General features: G+C 71.9%; 1 protein-coding gene. It reads right to left on the minus strand.

Annotation, left to right across the window (positions count from 1 at the left end):
- Window positions 1-2,082 (minus strand): beta-ketoacyl synthase N-terminal-like domain-containing protein (locus ACGFIR_RS31585; RefSeq protein WP_393149034.1); only part of this gene is annotated, 2,082 nt, incomplete at both ends.

The raw sequence follows: 2,082 nt of genomic DNA on the forward strand, positions 1-2,082 counted from the left end.
GACCAGATCGCCCACCGACGAACCCCACACCACCGCCCGATGCTCCAACGCCGCCCGCGACGTCACCAACGACCACGACACATCCCACGGCGACAGACCAGACCGGCCCCGCACGAACGACGCCAACCGCGACGCCTGCCCCACCAGACCCCGCTCCGAACGCCCCGACACCACCCACGGCACCGGCACACCCGAAGCCACGACGGACTCCGGCTCCGCGTCCGTCGACCCGATCCGGTCGGTTCCGGCGTGCGCCGCCGCACTCGACGCCTGCGCGTACTCCGCTGGCGGGGCCACCGGATCCGTCACCGACTCGCCCGCCGGCAGCGCCACCAGGGCCGGCTCCGGCTGCTCCAGGATCACGTGCGCGTTGGTTCCGGAGATGCCGAACGACGACACACCCGCACGCCGCGCACGCCCCACGCCCGGCCAGTCACGGGACTCGGTCACCAGCTCCACCGCGCCCGACGACCAATCCACATGCGACGACGGCACGTCCACGTGCAAGGACGCCGGCACCACCCCGTGCCGCATCGCCAAGATCATCTTGATGATGCCCGCCACCCCGGCAGCCGCCTGCGTGTGACCGATGTTCGACTTCACCGACCCCAGCAACAACGGCACATCCCGACCCTGCCCGTACGTCGCCAGCAGCGCCTGCGCCTCGATCGGGTCACCCAGCGTCGTACCGGTGCCGTGCGCCTCCACGACGTCGACGTCGGCCGTCGACAGACCCGCACTCGCGAGGGCCTGCCGGATCACCCGCTGCTGCGACGGACCGTTCGGCGCCGTCAAACCGTTCGACGCACCGTCCTGGTTCACCGCCGAACCCCGCACCACCGCCAGGACCCGCCGGCCCTCACGCCGCGCATCCGACAACCGCTGCACCACCAGTACGCCGACGCCCTCGGACCAGCCCGTGCCGTCCGCCGCGTCGGAGAACGACTTGCACCGACCGTCGGCGGACAGGCCACCCTGGATCGAGAACTCCGCGAACGTGGCCGGCGAGGCCATCACGGTGACACCTCCGGCCAGCGCCAGGTCACACTCCCCCGACCGCAGGGCCTGCGCCGCCAGGTGCAGCGCCACCAGCGACGACGAACACGCAGTGTCCACCGTCACCGCCGGCCCCTCGAAACCGAACGAGTACGCCACCCGGCCCGACAGCACACTGGTCGCGTTACCGGTGAGCAGGTGCCCACCGACCTCCTGGGCACGCCCCACCGAACCGCTGGCGTACCCCTGGAAGCTGGCCCCGGCGAAGACGCCGACCGCGCCGCCCCTCAGGGTGCTCGGGTCGATGCCCGCGGATTCGACCGCCTCCCAGGAGGTCTCCAGCAGCAGCCGCTGCTGCGGGTCCATGGCGAGGGCCTCGCGCGGCGAGATGCCGAAGAACTCGGCGTCGAACTCCCCGGCGTCGTAGACGAAGCCGCCCCTGCGGACGAAGGACGTGTCGGAGAGTCCGCCGCTGAGGAATGCGTCCCAGCCCCGGTCGAGGGGGAACTCGGAGATGCCCTCGCCGCCAGCGGAGAGCAGTTGCCACAGCTCGTCCGGCGATCCGACGCCGCCCGGGAGGCGGCAGCCCATCCCGACGATCACGATCGGGTCGTCGTCCACCGTGGCGATCCTGCGGTCGGCCGGCGCGTCGTTCGAGGCGCCGAGCACGGTGTCCCGGATGAAGGCGACCAGGGCGGCCGGCGTCGGGTGGTCAAAGATGAGGGTGGAGGGCAGGGCGAGGCCCGTTTCGGCGGTCAGCCGGTTGCGCAGCTCGACGGCGGTCAGTGAGTCGAAGCCGAGGCGCTGGAACGCCCGATCCGGTGCCACCGCCTCCACGGTGGCGTGGCCGAGCACAGCGGCGACCTGGGTCCGCACGAGGTCCAGGAGGGACGCCTCGACCTCCGTCGGCGTCAGGGGCGCCAGTCGCTCACGGAGCGCGGAGGCCTGGTCGACAGGGGCGATCTCGGCGCGGGCCGCCGCCTCGATGGCCGCCTGTGCTTCGGGGATTTCGGTGAACAACCGGGACGGACGCAACGCCGTAAACGACGACACAAACCGATCCCACCGCACATCCGCCACCACCAC

The sequence above is a fragment of the Micromonospora sp. NPDC049051 genome (genome assembly GCF_043197575.1).
In the GTDB taxonomy this organism is placed as follows: domain Bacteria; phylum Actinomycetota; class Actinomycetes; order Mycobacteriales; family Micromonosporaceae; genus Micromonospora.